Source organism: Proteus hauseri, from assembly GCF_040139125.1.
Classification (GTDB): Bacteria; Pseudomonadota; Gammaproteobacteria; order Enterobacterales; family Enterobacteriaceae; genus Proteus; species Proteus hauseri_B.
The window spans coordinates 1-16,161 of the sequence record NZ_JBEEUB010000011.1 but is presented as its reverse complement, the minus strand read 5'-3'; the positions used below and the strand labels follow the sequence as shown (position 1 = coordinate 16,161).

The 16,161-nt window shown below is 35.5% G+C and carries 11 protein-coding genes and 1 pseudogene; 2 read left to right on the top strand and 10 right to left on the bottom strand.

The genetic code is table 11. The annotated features are described in order from the left end of the window. Positions 1-48: 48 nt before the first annotated feature. Both ABN099_RS16165 and ABN099_RS16160 read left to right on the top strand, forming a co-directional pair. Complete coding sequence (locus ABN099_RS16165) at positions 49-1,056, top strand: transporter (RefSeq protein WP_349465220.1); 1,008 nt, start codon at positions 49-51, stop codon at positions 1,054-1,056. 56 nt (positions 1,057-1,112) lie between these two features. Then, positions 1,113-3,386 carry an autotransporter domain-containing protein gene (locus tag ABN099_RS16160; protein WP_349465219.1) on the top strand — a complete coding sequence of 758 codons (2,274 nt, stop codon included), beginning with the start codon at positions 1,113-1,115 and terminating at the stop codon, positions 3,384-3,386. A 119-nt stretch (positions 3,387-3,505) separates the two neighbouring features. Here ABN099_RS16160 and ABN099_RS16155 read toward each other — a convergent pair whose 3' ends face one another. The 10 genes and pseudogenes from ABN099_RS16155 to ABN099_RS16110 form a co-directional block, all read right to left on the bottom strand. Then, a complete protein-coding gene (locus ABN099_RS16155) occupies positions 3,506-4,891 on the bottom strand; it encodes a VasL domain-containing protein (RefSeq protein WP_349465217.1) in 1,386 nt (461 codons plus the stop codon). Between the two features lie 66 nt (positions 4,892-4,957). Next, positions 4,958-5,380: a type VI secretion system baseplate subunit TssE gene (gene tssE / locus ABN099_RS16150; protein ID WP_349465215.1), complete on the bottom strand. Its 423-nt coding sequence runs from the start codon at positions 5,378-5,380 to the stop codon at positions 4,958-4,960. A 2-nt stretch (positions 5,381-5,382) separates the two neighbouring features. Further along, complete coding sequence (gene tssJ / locus ABN099_RS16145; protein ID WP_349465213.1) at positions 5,383-5,940, bottom strand: type VI secretion system lipoprotein TssJ; 558 nt, start codon at positions 5,938-5,940, stop codon at positions 5,383-5,385. Next, positions 5,921-7,018, bottom strand: a complete 1,098-nt coding sequence (gene tssG / locus ABN099_RS16140; protein ID WP_349465211.1) for a type VI secretion system baseplate subunit TssG — start codon at positions 7,016-7,018, stop codon at positions 5,921-5,923. Before tssG ends, tssJ begins: the two co-directional genes overlap by 20 nt. Then, the gene (gene tssF / locus ABN099_RS16135) at positions 6,982-8,745 is read right to left on the bottom strand and encodes a type VI secretion system baseplate subunit TssF (protein ID WP_349465209.1); all 1,764 of its coding nucleotides are present in this window, start codon (positions 8,743-8,745) and stop codon (positions 6,982-6,984) included. Before tssF ends, tssG begins: the two co-directional genes overlap by 37 nt. 30 nt (positions 8,746-8,775) lie before the next feature. Further along, a complete protein-coding gene (gene tssA, locus ABN099_RS16130) occupies positions 8,776-10,398 on the bottom strand; it encodes a type VI secretion system protein TssA (RefSeq protein WP_349465207.1) in 1,623 nt (540 codons plus the stop codon). 85 nt (positions 10,399-10,483) lie between these two features. After that, on the bottom strand, positions 10,484-13,534 hold the full coding sequence (locus tag ABN099_RS16125) for an ImcF-related family protein (protein WP_349465205.1): 3,051 nt from the start codon (positions 13,532-13,534) through the stop codon (positions 10,484-10,486). A 296-nt stretch (positions 13,535-13,830) separates the two neighbouring features. Then, positions 13,831-14,973 carry a hypothetical protein gene (locus tag ABN099_RS16120; protein ID WP_349465203.1) on the bottom strand — a complete coding sequence of 381 codons (1,143 nt, stop codon included), beginning with the start codon at positions 14,971-14,973 and terminating at the stop codon, positions 13,831-13,833. 2 nt (positions 14,974-14,975) lie between these two features. After that, positions 14,976-15,242 (bottom strand): PAAR domain-containing protein, encoded by a 267-nt coding sequence (locus tag ABN099_RS16115; RefSeq protein WP_349465201.1) that lies wholly within the window; start codon positions 15,240-15,242, stop codon positions 14,976-14,978. 461 nt (positions 15,243-15,703) lie between these two features. After that, positions 15,704-16,161: pseudogene (locus ABN099_RS16110) on the bottom strand (hypothetical protein); the annotation flags it as partial.

Below are 16,161 nucleotides of genomic sequence, written 5' to 3'. Positions count from 1 at the left end.
GATAGCGTTAGGGCGGTTAGCGATGAATTAATAAGGATCAACCCGAGCATGAAAAAGATCATTCTCCCTGTTGCATTGCTGATGGCATCAAGTGCAACATTTGCAGAGCAGCAAATAGAAAAACCGCTTTTAAATAATCAAGAAAATACAACAAGCATTAAAAATTCAAATTTAGATTTATTTGGTGTATCTCGTAGTTTTGGCGATATTATTTTTGTTGATGATGATACAACACGCCAAAATTCAGCACCAAAAAGAACACGAGTATTTACAGGATATGAATATGAAAATATTAAATTCTCTAAACACCCAGGACAATTATTAAGTACTTTCGTAATTGCTGATGGTTCTACTCGTATTACTGATAAATTAAGTATGGGTTATGTTATTCGTGAAACAACTATTTATGATACCGCTGAAAATAATAAATATGTTGGCTCAGGAAGCAATCGTATTCGTCGTGACACCTTTACTGAGATTCAACTTTTACCTAAATATATAAATTGGGTAAATGAAAACTTTAGTTATGGCGTAGAACTTGGTTATGAACATATTGGTGATGCAAAAGACTCTGCTGAAAAACAGATGTATCACATTCGCCCTGAAATCAACCTTGGTTTTGGTCGTAACTTTTTGCATTTAAATACAGAAATAGGCTGGATTGATCGTGCAGATCGAGGCGCTTATATTGAAACCGAACCTTTATATCTTTATCGTTTAACTGATAATTTTAATATGGGTGCTAAGTTTTATTATCATGCTGAAGATAATGATTTTAGATGGCGTGAATCCGCAGTTCGTCCATTAGTACAATATCGATTTGCTAATAATACTTACCTTGAATTACGTTGGGAAGTTGGAAGTATTCGTACACATGATGGTAGTGGTTATAACTATAATAACTACGCCTTATATACTGAAATCCCATTTAATCCAACATTCTCTTTAATGGCTGATTTACAATTTAAAGATCAAAAAGCACATAAAGGAAATGAGTGGTCTTGGGGTGATAAAGAAGATATTTTCGCCAAAGTTGGCTTCATTGTTAATTTCTAATGAAGTAAAGACATTTTAATTAATTCAAATTAAACGATATCTTGATTTAGAGGTAAATGATGAAGAACCAAACAATGTGGCGTTTATCGGCTATCGCTACCGCACTTATTATTAGTGGCAACGCTTATGCAAATCAGACTTATCATTTTGCTGAAAAGCCAAATAATAGCGGCACTATTGAAGTGATTGCAGATAAGCGTATTAACGAGTTTCAATTATCTGATTTAACGGCTAATACTGAAGGTCATCCTGTCGATGCCACCAATAGTGGCAAAATGGCATTAACCCTAGCACCAACGGCGGGTGATGCAAGAGCCAGTGGGGTATTAGTTAAATCAGGTACTTTTACCAATAAAAATGGCGGTAGTGTCGTTATTTCGGCAGAAAGCCAAAATGGACTATCTGCGGCAAATGGTTTGCAAGCTTCCGATGCATATTGGTCAACAATACGTAATCAAGGAAGTGTTGATGTCTCTAGTCAAAGTCATCAAGGTGATGCTCAAGCTGCTGGCATTAATGCAGGTTTATCATTTTCTGATAACCCCTATGATCGCTATGGCGACCATATGGCACTGTTTAATGATGGAAAAATAACGGTTAATGCTGATGCAAAAAATAGTGCAACAGCGCAAGGAATTTATACCAACTCGGCAAATGGTTTAACCAACAACGGCGAACTTACTGTCAGTGCAAAAAGTGAAAGTGGTATCGCTAAAGCATCAGGTTTACATACCATTAAAGGTAATCCTAATGTAACACCTGATAGTAACAACCCGAGCAATCCAACTCATGTGATGACCAATAATGGTCAGATGAATATTACTGCATCAGGTAAAACAGCAACAGCCAGTGGTATATATACCGAAGGTGATAACGTTATTATTCGCAATAATGGCACTATTAATGTAGATGCTGAAGCTGAAGATAGCGCAAATGCTTATGGTATTAATGTTGTAAATGGTCATGCAGTTATTCAGTCGCAAGGACGTATTTTTGTTTCAACATCCGGTAATGGTTCTCAACAAGCTTATGAAGTCATGGCTGATGGTTCTGTCGTTAATATTGAAAGTTATATGATGACATTAGGTTCAGAAACCCCATGGTCAGTGAGTAATGGTGGTTCTATTGTGCTTGGTAATGGAGATAAAGGTGCTGATCTTATCTTTATGCCAGGACAAAAAGGGGATGGGTTTGAATATGGTAAAGATTATGCTCTTGATTCTTTAGCTTACGATACCAGTAATAATCAGGCTGCAACGGTTACTGGAAATATCGATTCTCTTTCTGGTATTAATCAAGATTTTAAAGTGATTCATACAAACACTGGTAGCGGTGATTTAGGCTCTGCTGCGTTAGTTTATGCTCCCCATGTTTCACATGCCGGTGTATCTGCGTTAGTTCAGCGTTCATCAATGACTCAAGCATCTAATATCATTTCATCACGGTTAAATGAGCAATTTATCCGTGAAGGATGTAATGAAAAAACAGATGCAAGCAACTGTATGTTTATTACGCCTTATGCCGGAGATTATCGCCGTGATCAGGTTTCATCTGGTTATAGCGGTCATCGCTATGGGGTGTTATTAGGACAAGATCATCAGTTTGATAATTTTAACCTCGGTTGGCATGGTGGTTACGAAAAAGCAGAAACTAGTTTTAATGGCACGTCAGATGGACGCAAAGAAGATGTAAATACCTTTATGCTGGGTATGCAAGGTGGGATGACATTTGAAAATGATATGTTTGCCACTGCAACAACAACATGGTTTAGCAGTAAAACTGATTATACAGACAGCAATAATTATTCAGGTATAGGAAACCAGAGCACCGATTACACTAGTAACGGGCTTTATACGGATATTTCAGCAGGTAAGAGTTGGGATATCAACCGTAACTATAAAATCACACCAATGTTAGGACTAACTCATATTTGGCAGCAACGTGAAGGTTATACTGTATCTTCTCATAATGTCGATTATGATTTAATTGATACCCATTATAAAAGCTACAGTGGGCAAGCCGTTATTGCGAATGCTAAATTACGTTTTGATGGACGTTATCCATTAACCAATGAAACACTCCTTAAACCTTATTTAAGCTTAGGTGTACATCAAACATTATATGGCGATGAAATTAAAATAGATCAGCAAGTGCCTAATGCTAATTCTGTACGTGTGACAACGAAAGATAAATCAACGTCAGGTTCATTTGATGCGGGTATGTCGTTAGTGAGTGAGAACGGTTTTACTTCTGATGTACGTATTAGTGGAGAAGCTAATTCTGATAGAACAGATTATACCGGTTGGATAAATCTCGGTTATTCATTCTAATTAAGTTTCGATAACATCCCTCTTGGCGATTATTCTTGAGGGATCTTTTTTATACGAAAATCAGATACTAGCTAAATGAAAATAGGACCAATTTTATTGGTCTTATTTTAAAAATAAACTTATTGATTACGTAATAAAGCATATCGATTTAATAACTGCTTAAAATGGTTATCTATTTGCTGATATTCTGAATCTGGAATTGCTTCTTTAGAAGGTTGTCGTTCAAGTAAACGTAACTCTTCTTCGAGCGGTTTTCCTTGGATAAAGTGTTGACGAGCTTTAAAAATAATCGATTTTAATTCAGAACCAGTAATGTAATTTTTAGGATTACCATCAAAACTATCTAGGCGTTCACTTAATGCATCTAGTTGAGCCATTCCTTCAGACCATTGTGTAAGTTTATCATCTCCCATCGCATTGACTTGAATGTTGCCTTTCCAACTCTGAATAAATAAAGACACTTCATCGTTATTCTCATATTGTGTTTTTAAATAATTGACTACTACTATTCCATAGCTTTGCGCCCAAATAGGTGAAAGTAATAGCAACTCATCTAATCGTTGTTGAACAAGAGAAAATTGTTCTTGATTAAGTGGTTTTTCTATATCTGAATAATTAGTTAATTGTTGTTCAATAATCGAACTAGTATGTGAATTAAAGGTTGGAATATAAGGAAGTGTATCAATTAATCTTTCATCTTTTAATTCAGATAGCCAAAAATAAAAAATCACAAAAAAACATAAACTACTCAGTAATACGCCAATAAAAATACCTTGCCATAAGTCGCGCCTATTTTTTTTCTTTATAGGTAGATCTAATTGAATTGATGTTGATGTATAGGATTGTGGCGCGGCTTGGTTCTCTTGAAATGTATTTATATTCGATAGAGATGGCTCAGTTGAGGATGTTACACTATTCCCCCCTTTATTTACTATAGTCGATGGGCTAGATACATTAAGAGGATAAAAATCGTTATCAAGCGTATCTGCGTTTTCTAGTTGTTTTGCCTGAGTAATAATTAAACTCTGTAAATGCTCAAATTGTATAAGGTGCTTCAATTCTAATTGTTGAAGATGACCATTTATATTCTTTAATGACTCTTCTACTTGATATAAAAGAGGTAAGTCAGCATAAACAAAATGAGTTCCTCTAATTCCAGTAACGAGTTGTTGGCTAAGTGAAGAAAGGATACTTACTCTAGTGTGTGTTTGTGTTGGCCATATGGTTTGCCAGTGTTGAATGAGTATTTTATGAATAAGAGATAGCCCTTCATTTAATCCATTTAACCCAGCTTGTTGTTGGCGACATAAAACAAACCAAGCTGTAGTTTGGAGGTCAATTCCATTTTGATTAAATAAAGAGAGACATAAATCATAAACTTGTTGCCAGTTAATATCAGGACGAGCTGGATGAAAGCGTTTATCTAACTCTTCTTTAAGGGATAAAAATTGATTAAAAACACGAGGGTCACGACCAATAGGAAGTGAATCTAAATAAGCACTCATAACTGCCTCAAAAATAGGTTTAAGCGTTAATTTGTTGTTAGAACTGAAGCAATGAAAAGTATTAAGCTAGGTTGAATTGTTTTTTAAGTGATGAAGGAAGATCCGCCCATCAGGTAAAAACTCAGTACCATAACGAATAAGACCTTGCTCATGTAATTCAATATCTAACGAGTAACGCAATTTGCCAAACTCATTTTCTGGTAATATTCCTAGTGATACGGTTTTTATTCTAGGCTCATATTTTATTAATGTTGTTGATAAAATTGCCATTACTTTATGTGCACTACCCGGTAAGCTTTGAATTATCTTACTCATATCAGGTAAGCCATAATCAGGTAAGTGTTTTAATGTACCCGCACGAGAATTAAGAATTCGACGAATATTATCCATTACCGATAAAATGACTTGTTCTTCTTCTGTTAAAGAACTAACAGGTAACCCTCCAGCAAAGTAACCCGTTAACATTTCATAAAGCGAAGGTTGAGGCATAACTATTTTTTATCCATCGGTTGTAAAGTTAAGGTGTTTTCATCGAGAGTAATTTTACGTGCATTATCTGGATCAAGATCTTTTTTAGGAATAACAATTCGCCAGCTATTTTTAATGCCATCAGGAGTATGAAACATCGCCGCAATAGCAACAAATTCAGTCTCTTTTTCCATCGGCATATCTAATGCGATTGATTCAGCGGGTCGAATACGTAAATCTTGTTGTGCTAGCAGTGAATCTTTAAGAATCACTTCGTCTTGATTAAATAGCGATTCATAGTCGCTATTATTAAAGGTATCGACAGTTTTTAATTGAAAAACACGTACAACCACAGAAAGTGATACACCATTATCATCGGTATTAAGTGCTTCACGCGCTATGAAATCTAAATGCAATATTTTGATTTGTTTATAGAAAATGGATTTAGTGATAGCTACTGTGCCATCGCTAATAGTTTGTGTTAACCCACATCCAGCAATAGTTAATGAGATAAGTAATAGCAGTGTAAATCGCCAAATAGATAAAAAATGTGATTGAGATTTAGAATTGATAGTTGCCATATTCTTCACTTTTATTATGTTGAACGTTAGGTGATAGATGTTGATATATACCAAGTCCAATGGAGATTGAAGCTGGTTGTTTAGGTTTAGATGAACCGCTACAAGGGCGCATAACCGCAGTGCGACCAAGTTGAACACCCTGATTTTTTGTCGTATTCAATTTAGCGTCAGGTAATAGCTTCCTTGGAAGTGTTAAGCGTAAACGAGCATTAACTCTTGCACCTAAATACACGCGAAGTAATGCCATTAGATCTTGATAAATAGTACCGTCAGGCAGCCATCCACGAGCTTCAATCTTATCTTCAGTATGAAGCTGTATTAACACTTGGCTATTTACATCAGTGGCATAGCAACCTAATACAGGTTTATTTTTTAAGGTAATAGGTTGTCGGCAAGATATTTTTGTTGGCGAATCTAAGATTATCCTACGTGGGTCATGTGGCGTGATTGTTACTTGAGTCAATGGCGCTAGCAGTTTTACCAAAGCGCTGATCCCTTCAGCTGTACGTGTTGGCAATCTTAATATACTGAGCAGTGCTAAAAAGCGTGATAGCGGCGCTTGTATATGATTTTCACAACCCGGGATCCCTAACCCAATTAACCCATAAAGATATTGTGAAGTATTATCTTTTCCCCCAGATTCAAATGTTGCAGGGTAAGAGTATTTACGCCAAATCCGATAAAACTGTGTAGTAAGACGATGATTAAAAATATCTAAAAAATCAGTAAGTGCATCGGTGCCATCTCGATATTGAGCGATATCGTCAAGATAAGAAGTCGGTAAAGGAGAAGTTATACCGTAAAGACCAAGAAAAGTGGTTCTTATACTAGGAATTGAGCTATTGCGATAACGATCAACAGGATCAATGCCTCTAATTTCTGTAACAGGAAACCCCATACCGCGATGAGGGCGAAATCGAATCGGATCATGCTCTGGATCTTGAGAGCAACCTAATGCGGGGTTATCAATACAAGATTTTTCCAGTAATTGGCAAAAACGATAGAAATTGGTGTAAGGCAGTTTATCACCAAGTGCATTAATTAGCGGGGTAGCTGTGGTTTGTGGCTCTCTTTCCATTGAATTCGTTTTCCGGTAGGTAAAATAATCAGACTGAGTTGATTAAAAAGATGAATATCAGCATAGAGGGCAAAAAAGCGATTAAGCATTTCACCAAAGAGATGAATATCGCCTTCACCATTAAAACCATTGCCGTCTAGTGTGATTTCTATATCAATTCCCCGCTGCAAAAAACCTTTTTCAAAACGTTCTATCAGATGATGTGTAACGTGGATAATGGCTTCAAGTTTACGGTGATTCATATCATCATCACGCCAGTCATAGAGCGCTAATGTGCCACGTAAAACGTCGGCATTATCCATCATGTTAAGAAAACTTGAGCCAAGATGACTTAATACTCGCCAATGAAAACGGTCTTCTGCTGGTGGATAAAGCGGTAGGGTGGGTTTACATAAATTACGCACAGTTAATGGGACTTGTAGCGTCTGTTCTGTTCTATCTAGCAAGGTACTTTGAAGTGCTTTGCGAGGTAGTTGCCCATTAGTGCCAGTGAGTTGCAACGAAAGCGTTTCAGGTTGTGTGGCTTGACTCACATCTTGTGTATCACCACCGAGAATAAGCCAAGTATCGTGTAATCCAGAGACACCTCGTTTTACACGAGTATGAAAGTAATGTTCTGGTGCATTATGACGCAACATACCACCACGATGGCGAAAGCTAGTGAAAGGAACGTAAGTCGCTTGTTGAGAGCGCTGAGAGCCATGTACGCTATCAACAGAGTAAATCTCTGTGTGTCCATCTTGAATTCGCCGAGGTCGTAATAAATATTCACTCTCTAACCCATTAACAGTAAGAGGATCTGCTTCAATATTAAATAGATTAATAACGGGCACGCAATGTAAACGAATATTTTCATCGCTAAGTGCTAAATCATTATCCCATAATGTATTGAGTACCAACTCTAATTCAAACTGCTGGGTTTCTTCTGGAAACGTGATATTTTCGAGTCCATTAAGTAACACAAACATAAATTTTTCACGAAAAGAGAAGTATTCGAGTAATAATTGATAACCACTAAATGTGCTATCGCTTTTTTGCCAAAGTGTATCGTTATCGGCAAATCCACCTGGTGAAAAGTAGAGAGGTAGGGCAATCCTATCTTTTGACTGTGGTAATTTTAAATAAGTATTAGCGACCTGTTTTGTCAGCGCTAAATGCAATGCATTGGTTGTCGGAATATCACCAGCTAAATAGAATGAGAGCTTAGTTAAATTTATTTCTGACCAATTTATCATTTCACTACATTGAAATTTTAATCGAATAATTGATCTGCCATCAGGCTCTGTTGTTAAATAAACAGAAGACAAATTTAATGGATTAAGGGTTAAGTCTTGGGTTGTTCGATAATGACAGACTGTTTTTTTTACGCCTATTGGACGTGAAAGTATTTCAAATTTAGCGGGTAGATCTTCCGCCATTTTCATTTTTTGAATATCAGGTGTTAATTCAACAATAGATAAAGAGGGAATAGTTTGTAAATAGTGAGGCCAGAGTAAACTTACTAATCCTTCGGTTAATTCAGGTAAATCATCATCAATTTTTTGTCGTAATTGTCCCATTGAAAAAGCAAAGCCTTCAAATAAACGTTCAATAAAAGGATCGGGCGTACCTGCTTTATCTAAATCAAGCATTGCTGCTCTATCTGGGTGTGCTTGAGCAAACTCTTTAGCGGCTTTTTGTAGATAACGCATTTCCGCATCAAAATAGCGCAGGGTTAAATCATCCATTAATTTGATACCTTAAATAATGATTGAAGATCAGGAATAAAGAATTGCAGAGCGAACAGGATCAAGAGAGGTTAATTCTCTTAATAGCGTTTCCATTTGCTGTTCGATGGTTGTTTTGTCTACGGTATTACGCTGATTCTTTGTTCTTAATAATTGAAGTTGTCGTGCTTTTATTTCAAAAATATAGTCAGGTTCCCAATCAGATAAAGGCATAATTTGTGCTTTTTTATCTAATTCGTGCAATAAATTAAGTGCGAGATCTTGGCGAGCAAACTGCTCTGCAATACGCGCCATAACAAGGTGCAATAACCAGTTTTGTCTGGGTGTTTTAATATCAGGACGATGCTGAAGCCATTTTAGTGCGATCTCTATACCTTCGTTATCAGCTTGTGTCATCGCTTCTATCTCTAAGGTCAGAATGGCATCGTCACCAATTTGATTAATCGGTGAGCTAGGTAAGTCTTGCATCACATCAAAGCTGGCTTCCATGACATGCTGTTTTATCCAATTTAATGTGACCTCATCGGCAAAAGGAATACCATCTTCCCATGAGAGGTTTTCTAAGCCGGGTAGGCGAATAAGAAATTGTTTTAAATCACTTTTTATAATATCAGACCAGACATTCCAAGGCGTAGGTGACTTACTTAATGCTTGATAGAGATACCACTGTAAATCTAACCAAAAATGGTTAACTCCTTCTGCAAATAGTTTATCGGCTTGTTCGGCTAACTCTCCCCAGCTTTGCTGTAAATAGAGGCGTTTTAATTGTGCTTTTGCATCTGAACGAGGTGAAGAAAGACGCGTACAACCTTGTTGATTTTGAGGAGGTAATTGATGAAGCGTATCCCATCTTACAACTTTCATTAGGCGATGACCTGCTAACCAACCATTAGGTTGATTACGCAGATAATTAGCAAGTACTTTGGATTGATCTAATAACTCTCTCCCCGATTGTATGGTTTCTATTGTTGTGCTTTGTGATGGGGGAGATGCAACTGATTTATTACCATAATTAGGTTCAGTACGACTTATATTTTGGGGCACTAATGAGTCCGTTCCTCCTGATTGAGCAAGTCGTTTTTCTAGCGCTTTAAATAGACCTATTAATTGAGGTTTATCTGCATCATTCCATGTTGTTAATTCAGCTTCTATAGTCGCTAATAAGGCAACAATACGAGAAAATTCATTATGGTCGACTTCAGGATAGAGCGACAAGCTATCTAATACACGTTGTCCTGATAGCCATTCTAAAGCGGCTTTACGGCTGGTGGCTCGAATAGGTAATAAAGCATCATGATAACGGTTAAGTAAACCAGCCAGAAGCCCTAATGAATCAGCAAAACCATGTTCGCCCTCTTTATGTAATCGAGCCCAAATATAATAAGTGATAACACGAACATCTTTACATGAATTAAGTAATAAGTTCTCAGCTAATGAACAAATTAAATCGGTATCAGCACCCGATAATTTATTTACTTCTTCTTTCATTCGTTCAAAATTATCATCATAAGCGGGATCATTACCGACAGGTTGCTCAGAAGTAATAGGTAATAACCAACGTTCCCATAATACAATTTGCTGCTGAGCAAGTTTTTGTATTTTTATTTGGTCGTCAGAAAAACAGGCTTTAATTAAGGTATCCAATAAGGACATAGTTAATATGTTTCCTTTTAAGAGAATAAGCGTTCAGCGTTAAAATAGAAATGAATAAAGCAAAGCGGAAAATTAAATAATGTATCTAATCCAAAAATATCTTTTCAGGTAAAACAAAATCACGTAGTTGTAAAAGAGCGATAGGACCTTCACCCATTTCAGTTCTTAACGTGTAATTTAAGGATTTGCCATTTAATGTTTTCCAATTTATGGAATAACTGCTGCTGCTTCCTGCATAAGGCGTTATTTTAGCGTCTTCGAATAAGCGAATAATTCCCCATACACCACGATAATCACCATATATACGTGTGCCTGTATTAGTGGTTATCCAACTTAATGAAGCGCCTGATGCAACCGTATCTGCAGGCCAAACAAAACGCTGCCATTGTGGCTGTTGGTTATCATAAATAAGCGATTGTTTATCTATTATAAGATGCGTTTGCATTATGTCTGATGAGGTTCCTGGGCGTAATTCAAAATAGAGCCTTGCTTCACCATTAGCAAAAACAACATCGCCTAAATAACTCAGTTTATCTAATGCTTTTAAAAATTCAGGATTAAATGTTAAGCCCTGAGCATTGGTGGTATCAGGAACCCAATGTGTTCCTTCTTTATGTAAAACACCATTAAGGTGAGTCTCAAGAAAACGCTGAATACGCCCATTGTCAGGCCGTAAATATTGCGCCATAAGAGGGAGTGAGATTTCACTTTGTGTCTGTTTTAAAGGATAACGCCCACCAAATGCCATATTCCAATCATTAACGACTGCATTGCGCCACTGGTTGTTAATGCCTTGAGATGTAGGCGCTAGCAGTTGCTGCCATGCTTGTGACATCGGTTGTACAAGAATAGTCTGACCAAAACCACTCCACTCTTGACCAAAACTTGCGGCTATTAGGCTGCCATAATCTCGTGTTTCTGATAAATCGACGGTTTTTCCTTCAAAAACACTTCTTGCTAATGCTTGTGACATCGCTTGTGGATCAGGCGCATTAACCACTTGTTGAAGCTTAAGACGAACACGAGTGACACGGGTTAAATACGCTTGAAGACTTAACGCATCACTATTTTGAGCGGTAGATTGAGGATCAGTAAAAGCAAGAATAGGTGCAAAAACAGGTTCAAGAGGACCTGTAAATTCTGCTTTTTGGTTAATGACAGGTTGTTGCTCTTTATTAAGTAAATCTTTCGCTGAGTTAACAAAAGAATCGGCTAATTTTTCTTGCTGACGCCCTGTTTTACCTTGATAAGAAAGGGTATTCATTAACGCAATAATCGGTGATTGTCGTACATCACTCATCAATGTTAATTGGTCAATGGTATCGGATAAATTTTGTGTTTCTCGCCATTGTAATCCGTTGAGAAAGCTTAACCAGCTACCTGAAAAATCATTAAAATAGCGCTCAGTCAGGTTTTGCTGTAACTTTTCAGGTGAGATATCAATTTCTGCATTTTTTTGCGTATCACTCAGCACCCAATCTATCTCTTCACGTCTTTCATTTACCGCTTTTTTAATTGCGGGTTCAATAGAATCTTCCCATGCTTTTCGGGTAAAAATACCAGGAACAGTTTCGGTTGAGGTTAATAAGAAGCTGACATCGGTATCACCGGTCATATCATCTAATGTCATCTCTGCGAAATTATATTGTGCTTGCTGTAATATTTTTTGGTAAAGGGCTAACTCTCCATTTCGTTGACCAATTTGGCGGATCAGAATTGTTCTGCTACCAGCAATTAATGTGCGATTAGGTTGAATTACCCAATCATTATGTTGAGGTAATTGCGATGCATAAAAGGTGAGTAATTCGGTGCCTAATGTTTGCCATTCACCTTCTTTTAGACCTTTATTTTGGGACCAAATATTGAGTATACTTTCAGTAAAAAACGCAGGTTCTATATGAGAAGGATCACTCATCATTAAATAGGCTTTCAGTGCTTGATAAGCAGAACGAGCGCCTTCTATGCGTTCAGCACTTTCAGGTGGAAGCTGCACAAAGCTTTGAAGATAAGTTTCAAGATGATGCTGAGTTGAATCCCGTAATAACGGCAACATGGATTGACTATAAATCGGCCAAAGTTGGTCAAGTAATGGGGCATTTTGGTTTAAGCCAAAACGAAACCAAATTGGAACTGACGTATTGGCTCTGTGGCTCAGTATACCGAGGGTTTGCTGTAAGCCATATTGGGCTTGTAAGCGAGCTAATTCAGATTGATGGTTATCAGTCGCAAGTTGAACTTGTTGTTGGCTTTGCGTCATTAATTGGCGGTTCATAAAGTAAGAGACCACCATACCAACGCCCCAAAGTGCCATTGCGGTGGCAGCAGTATATTGCATGACACGTTTTGCATTGATGCCTAAAGGGGAGGCTTTTAATTGAGCTGGGAGTTGAGAATTTGCCAACAGTAATGCTTTCCAATGAGAATTAGTTAGCCATTGATGATCCAAAGAGGGCGCTGAAGATAAATTCTCTGGTGATGGTGTACTAAATAATATGCCAGCAAAAGGTAACGAGCGATAACCTGATAAAAGAGGCGCTAAGTTATTGGCTAATTTTTCACAACCGTCATGCTGTAAAAAACGAGCAAGTGCTAACAGATAAGTGTGTGTTTGGTTATGTAATACGGCTTGTGTGCCTTGTTCAATCAGTGCGGATAATAGGTTTCCCAGATCGTCAGAAAGTATTTCAGAAGTAGCTTTTAAAGGTGCGGAATAGAGTACAGCAGGCGTATCTTCTATTGTCATATCACCATTATTACTGACATTCCACAACCATATTGGTGCTTGCCAACGTAATTGGCGAAATAGCTGGTGAAAATAGCGGCTTGCTGTGTCTGAACTCGTTTGATTAAGATGAGCTAATTGTGAATGCCCTAAAAGTTGTTGTGACAAGTTATTTTCAGATACCCAAATCACCGCATCTAAAGGACGACGACGACGAAGTTGTTTTAAGTCTTGAATTAAATTCTCATTACTATTTTGGTTTATATCTCCACCATAAATAAGTAGTGTGCCGTTATTTTCTTGCCAGAGTTCAGTGGTTAGATTTGGGGCGAGTTTTTCGATAGAAGTCGAGGTACCTATTAACAAGTGAATTTTTACTTTTCCCTGCCAAAATAAACCATAACTTTCTTTCATTCTTTCTAATAAAAGATTATTACTACTACTTTCTCCTTTTATTCTTTTTTCTTCAGAAGGATATTTATTGTAATTTTTCTCATTATTTCTATATTTATATTTTTTGATTTTATTAAAATAAAAAAATAAAGTACTAATAAAAAAAGACACCAATGCTAGAGTAATAATAGCTATTTCTTTCTTTTTTATCGTATCGATAAAAAAATATTCACCATAACGCCAGATGACGATACAAAGAATTAATATAATAAAAAAAGAGAAGGTAGTTTTTATAGATAATGATAAAAATTTCACATTCATTCCATTCGCTCGTTATTTGTCGTTATCGTATTAATATAAAAGTTATTTTCTTTATGAGATAAAGAAATAACATTATTTTTATATTGATATGCAAAGTTAACAGATAAACCCATTGTTATCCAAGAAGAATAATCACCAATAGGCCCAATAAAATATTCTAAATCCATGGTGCTATCTAATGATATTTTATTTAATGGACAATCATTATTGAACAATGCTGAAGTTATATTACTATTTGCTTTACTATCCAGAATAACATGTGTGGCTAAAGTCGATTCAATTTGAATTTCGCTAAAGATACTTAGTGCTTCTTGGTAATTTTCATCTTCTGAAATTAACATGGGACGTTGAATATTAACCATTATGTCAATATTATATTTTTTAATTATTTCATCTGATGCCATAATCAATATTGCCAAGACTGAAGATTGTTTTTCTGTAAAAATCTGATCGATAATTATTATTTCAATATAATTATTATTATTTGCTATAGTATTTTCTATATGCTGATAAGATAAGTCTTCAACTATTTCAAAATCTAGTATTTCTTTATTAATAAAAAGTTCTCTCCATACAAGCTGAAATTCATTTCTTATTTTATTTTTATCTTTAGTCGTTAAATATTTTATTTTAATAGGTAGTTTATCAAGTAATTTCTCTATGGTTTGTTGTGTGTTTTTTAACAAATAATAAACTGATGGATTTTTATCATCTAAATAGTCGATATCCAGAGGAAGGTGATAACATGATATATGTTCTGATAAATTATTTTTTATATATGAAATCGTTGTCTTTTGTGGAAGAAAAACAAGGCTATCGATAACACAAACACTACGTCTTCCCCAATCCTCCCATTTTTTATCTGCAAATTTTTTTTCATTATATAAAAAAGAATAAATATTTTTGTTTTTTATATAAATCATATGCTTATATAAAAATGTAATTATTGTTATTAAAAAAGGTAGAGTAGAAATAATAATACTAAATAATTCTTTCTGTTGTGCAACTTCATCTTTATTTTTAAAACTTAAAGAATAGATTAGAAATAAAATCGACAAACCTATTGCTAAACACCATTTAAAATAAGGAAAAGGAGTAGGTTTTGATATTAACTTAATTGATTCTTTATTCCATGCCATAATTAATCCAATGAAAAATTAGTAATGCTAGCAATAAGATAACAACCACACTCTGTATGGCATCCCTCAGTCGCAAGAGCTGTACTTTGACAAGTAAAATAAGGTGAACCTTCAATAATATAATTAATTCCATGCCCTCTCTTTGGGCAATTAACTTTATCTCCTACTTTAGCCGCTTTTTTTCCATTGATAATAAAATCAGAGGTGGCTGTAATAACTGTACCACCATGACTGGTTTTATCGCCTAATAATATAATTTTTCTATTCATAAATTATTCCATTAATGTATATTAAAAAGTGATACTTCAATCTCTTTTAGATGTTGAATACCAACAGTAAGTTATTTGGTATTAAATAGGAGAGGGGGTTTTATTTATATCACTGCTGAGTTAAATATTTTAATAACAATGATGATAGAAAGTAAGAGAAAAAACGGATAAAAGATCCATTTCTTCTCTTGCTTTATATTTAAAAGAAACAAATTCAAATAACCTCCTGGATTTTAATTAGAGTTATATTTAGTTAAGACTTTTTAATTTATTATAATTGGGTCTTGAAGAGTTTATTTTTTCTATAGTACCATCTGAATAATAAAGGATATTCTCCTTTTCTCGTTCTTTAGGTATGTCAATCTTCGTTATATTTTCTTTATGAAAGATAGGGGTAAATAATATGTTTTTTTCATTATTGACTAATATATATTGAGACCTATCCCAACTATTAAACAGGATTATTTTTTTTCATTTGATATATTGTTATTAATAAATACCGGATAATAGTTAAGTTCTATTTTTTCATTTTTTATTAAATTTCTTATAATTTCTCCTTCGTTAAATTTATGGTTATTAAAGATTAAAATAAGTTTATGTGATGGTATTGTTTTAAAGTCACTATCAGTATTCAGTGTTTTTTTGTAAATGATTGACATCCAAACTTCACTTAATTGCCATTGACATGACCCCCCCCCATTAAGGGCGATTTGTACTTGATAGATATCACTATTACCTTGTTGTTTAAGTGCCACGGTATTAGGGTTAAAACCAGAAATATAATATTTCTCACCCGCAGAATTATATCGAGCACGTTGGCAAATGTCGGAACGATAAAGTACATTTAAAGGTAACGCCTCAATGCCTGCTGGAAGTTTAATCCCGACGGTAACCCACTCAGTATCAGCTGGGGGAGACA

Bases quoted from the DNA above. Each gene is read 5' to 3' on its own strand.
- ABN099_RS16165 (WP_349465220.1), top strand. From the start codon at position 49: ATGAAAAAGATCATTCTCCCTGTTGCATTGCTGATGGCATCAAGTGCA.
- ABN099_RS16160 (WP_349465219.1), top strand. From the start codon at position 1,113: ATGATGAAGAACCAAACAATGTGGCGTTTATCGGCTATCGCTACCGCA.
- ABN099_RS16155 (WP_349465217.1), bottom strand. From the start codon at position 4,891: ATGAGTGCTTATTTAGATTCACTTCCTATTGGTCGTGACCCTCGTGTT.
- tssE (WP_349465215.1), bottom strand. From the start codon at position 5,380: ATGCCTCAACCTTCGCTTTATGAAATGTTAACGGGTTACTTTGCTGGA.
- tssJ (WP_349465213.1), bottom strand. From the start codon at position 5,940: ATGGCAACTATCAATTCTAAATCTCAATCACATTTTTTATCTATTTGG.
- tssG (WP_349465211.1), bottom strand. From the start codon at position 7,018: ATGGAAAGAGAGCCACAAACCACAGCTACCCCGCTAATTAATGCACTT.
- tssF (WP_349465209.1), bottom strand. From the start codon at position 8,745: ATGGATGATTTAACCCTGCGCTATTTTGATGCGGAAATGCGTTATCTA.
- tssA (WP_349465207.1), bottom strand. From the start codon at position 10,398: ATGTCCTTATTGGATACCTTAATTAAAGCCTGTTTTTCTGACGACCAA.
- ABN099_RS16125 (WP_349465205.1), bottom strand. From the start codon at position 13,534: ATGAAAGAAAGTTATGGTTTATTTTGGCAGGGAAAAGTAAAAATTCAC.
- ABN099_RS16120 (WP_349465203.1), bottom strand. From the start codon at position 14,973: ATGGCATGGAATAAAGAATCAATTAAGTTAATATCAAAACCTACTCCT.
- ABN099_RS16115 (WP_349465201.1), bottom strand. From the start codon at position 15,242: ATGAATAGAAAAATTATATTATTAGGCGATAAAACCAGTCATGGTGGT.